Here is a 3,060-nt window from a genome sequence, read left to right as displayed (position 1 = left end):
CGGCCCGTCGGCGGCGTGCCGGGCGGCGAGCCGGGCGAGCGTCCGCGCGTCCAGGGGGTGCCGCATCCGGGACGCCGCGACGACGCCGCCGACGTCCACGCCGATCGCCTCGCCCGCCCGACGCGCCCGAGCCGGCGACCGCACCCACCGGGCCCTCCTCCCGCGGCGGGCTCGCCGCGGGCATCGCCGCCTACGCGCTGTGGGGCGTGCTGCCCCTCTACTTCCCGCTGCTCCAGCCGGCCGGCGCGGTCGAGATCATCGCCCACCGCGTCGTGTGGTCCCTGCTCTTCTGCGTCGTGCTGCTGCTCGTCACGCGCACCTGGACGGGTTTCGTCGCCGCGCTGCGCGACCGCCGCACGCTCGGCCTGCTCGCCGTCGCCGCCGTGCTGCTCGCCGCCAACTGGCTCGTGTTCGTGTTCGGCGTGCTCACCGACCGCGTCGTCGACGCCGCCCTCGGCTACTTCATCAACCCCCTCGTGACCGTCGCGCTCGCGGTGCTCGTGCTGCGCGAGCGGCTCCGGCCCGTGCAGTGGGTCGCGCTCGGCTTCGGCGCCCTCGCGGTCGTCGTCATCACCGCCGGGTACGGCCAGCTGCCCTGGATCGCCCTCACGCTGGCCTTCAGCTTCGGGTTCTACGGCCTCATCAAGAACCGCGTCGGGCGCAGCGTCGGCGCCGTGCCCGGACTCGCTGCCGAGACGCTCGTGCTCGCCCCGCTCGCGCTCGGCTACCTCGTCGTCCTCGCCGCCACCGGGCAGGGGTCGTTCGCCGGGTACGGCGCCTGGCACGCCGTCGCGCTCGTCTCCTCCGGCGTCGTCACCGCGGTGCCGCTCCTGCTGTTCAACTCCGCCGCGCGGCGCCTGCCGCTCAGCGTCGTCGGGCTGCTCCAGTACCTCGCACCGGTCCTGCAGCTGCTCATCGGCGTCGTCGTGCTGCACGAGCAGATGCCCGTCGCGCGGTGGTGGGGCTTCGGTCTCGTCTGGGTCGCGCTCGTGCTGCTCACCGTGGACGGGCTGCGCCACCGCGTCCGGCCCCGTCGGGGCGTCCGGGTCTGAGCCCGCGCGAGGTCGCCGGGGCCCGGAGCGCCGGCCGGCTCAGCGGCGCGGGACCGTCGCGTCGACGACCACGACCGTGACGTTGTCCCGCCCTCCGGCCGCGAGCGCAGCCGCGACCAGGCGGTCCGCGGCCTCCTGCGCGGACCCGGCGGCACGGAGCTCGACCTCGATCCGCCGGTCGGTGAGCTCGTCGGTCAGCCCGTCCGAGCACACGACCATGCGGTCCCCCGGGCTCACCGGGAAGAGCCACACGTCCGGCTGGACGTCGGACGCACCACCACCGAGGACGCGCGTGACCACGTGCCGGCGCGGGTGACGCGCCGCCGCGTCCGCGGGGACCAGCCCGCTCGCGACCAGCTCCGCGATCTCCGAGTGGTCCGCCGTCACCTGCTCCAGGACGCCGCCGATCATCCGGTACGTCCGCGAGTCGCCCACGTTGAGCACGACCCAGCACGGCACGTCCTCGTGCTCGGTCAGGACCACGCCCGTGATGGTCGTACCCGGACGCCGCGGGGACGTCGACGGCAGGTCCCGGACGCGCGCGTGCGCGTCGCGCAGCGTCCCGGACACGGCCGCGACGTCGGGGGTCGTGCCGACCAGGGGCTGCAGCGCCTCGACCGCGAGGCTGCTCGCGACCTCGCCCGCCTCGTGCCCACCCATCCCGTCGGCCACGACGTACACGCCGCCCGACGCGAGCCAGGCGTCCTCGTTCGAGTCCCGGCGGCCGCGGTCCGTCGCGACGCCCACGTCGACCCGGACACCGGCCACGGCCGGCTGCACCGACTCGTCCGACGGCGCCGTCACGTCCACCTCGCAGCGGGGTCGCTCCCCGGCGGAGGCCCGCCGTCGGGAGGGCGGTCAGCGACCGCCGCGCTCATGCTACGGCGCTGCGGGCGACTGCACGGCGCGGTTCGCCGGGAACGCCCCGGGGAGTGCGCGGCCGCGGCTGGGTCCTCGGTCGCGAGAGCGCAGCGTCAGACGTGCTCGACGCGCACCGCACGCTGACCGAAGCGGATCGTCCAGCCCGCCTCGACGACCGCACGGGCACCGGGCGCGAGAGCCGAGCCCGCACCGTCGGGAGCGACGAGGAACGTCCCGTTGGTCGAGCCGCGGTCCACGACCCAGAGCCGGCCGCCGTCCTCGGGACCGAACGCCAGGTGCACCTTCGACACCGAGCGCTGCGGGTCGTCGACGGCGACCACGTGGGCGACGCCGGCGTCCGAGGGGTCGCGGCCGACGACGCCGTCGCCCTCGACGACGACGCGCTCGCCGGTGTCGAAGACGAGCCGCAGCACGCCCGTCCCGGGGACGCGTCCCGTGCCGTCACCGGTCGCGACGAGGCGCGTGTGCTCCAGGTCGCCCAGGCCCTGGGCGGGCGCGCCCGCGTCGCGCAGGCGTGTCTGCTCGAGGTTGCCGAGGCCTTGCTCGGGTGCAGCGGCGTCCCGCAGCCGCGTGCGCTCGAGGTCGCCGAGGTCGGGCGTGATCGGTCCGGCGTCGCGCAGCCGCGTGCGCTCGACGTCGCCGAGGTCGGGCGTGGTCGGTCCGGCGTCGCGCAGCCGCGTGCGCTCGACGTCGCCGAGGTCGGGCGTGGTCGGTCCGGTGTCGCGCAGCCGCGTGTGCTCGACGTCGCCGAGGTCGTCGACCGGCGCCGGCGCGGGACGCCGGGTCACCGGGACGAGCGGGATGGCGCCCGTGACCGTGGGCGGGACCTGCACGAGCCCCGGCCGGTCAGCGGCGGGCACCGACGCACCACCGCCGCCGGGCACCGCGTCGATGACCGGACCGCTCGTGCGCGGCGCGTCGCCGTGCTGGCCGGTGAGCCCGGCGGGCACGTCGACGAGGCCGCTCGTGCCCCCGGAACTCGGCGGGACGACCGGGACCACCGCCGTCACCGGCGGGGCGTCGACGAACGCCGGTCGCGGCGGCGGCGCCGTCGGTCCCGCAGGCTCCGGCGCGAGCGGGGGTGGCGGTGGTGCGTCGGTGCCCGCCGCTGACCGGCCGGGGCCCG

General features: G+C 77.0%; 3 protein-coding genes and 1 pseudogene. 1 reads left to right on the top strand and 3 read right to left on the bottom strand.

Annotated features, from left to right (window positions below; genetic code table 11):
- Positions 1 to 108: pseudogene (locus OMK64_RS19800) on the bottom strand (adenosine deaminase); the annotation flags it as partial.
- Positions 109 to 197: 89 nt separating this feature from the next.
- Between OMK64_RS19800 and rarD the strand changes: the two are divergent.
- Positions 198 to 1,052 carry an EamA family transporter RarD gene (gene rarD / locus OMK64_RS19795; protein ID WP_276596339.1) on the top strand — a complete coding sequence of 285 codons (855 nt, stop codon included), beginning with the start codon at positions 198 to 200 and terminating at the stop codon, positions 1,050 to 1,052.
- A 39-nt stretch (positions 1,053 to 1,091) separates the two neighbouring features.
- Here the strand turns inward: rarD and OMK64_RS19790 are convergent, their stop codons facing one another.
- Together OMK64_RS19790 and OMK64_RS19785 are read right to left on the bottom strand one after the other, a co-directional pair.
- Positions 1,092 to 1,856: a PP2C family protein-serine/threonine phosphatase gene (locus tag OMK64_RS19790; RefSeq protein WP_272730067.1), complete on the bottom strand. Its 765-nt coding sequence runs from the start codon at positions 1,854 to 1,856 to the stop codon at positions 1,092 to 1,094.
- A gap of 170 nt (positions 1,857 to 2,026) precedes the next feature.
- Positions 2,027 to 3,060 (bottom strand): FHA domain-containing protein (locus OMK64_RS19785; protein ID WP_272730066.1); only part of this gene is annotated, 1,034 nt, incomplete at its 5' end.

Origin of the sequence: Cellulomonas fimi, assembly GCF_028527925.1 — a bacterium.
Lineage (GTDB): Bacteria > Actinomycetota > Actinomycetes > Actinomycetales > Cellulomonadaceae > Cellulomonas > Cellulomonas fimi_C.
Note: the sequence above shows the minus strand (reverse complement) of the source record. Positions and strands in the feature narration are given on the sequence as shown.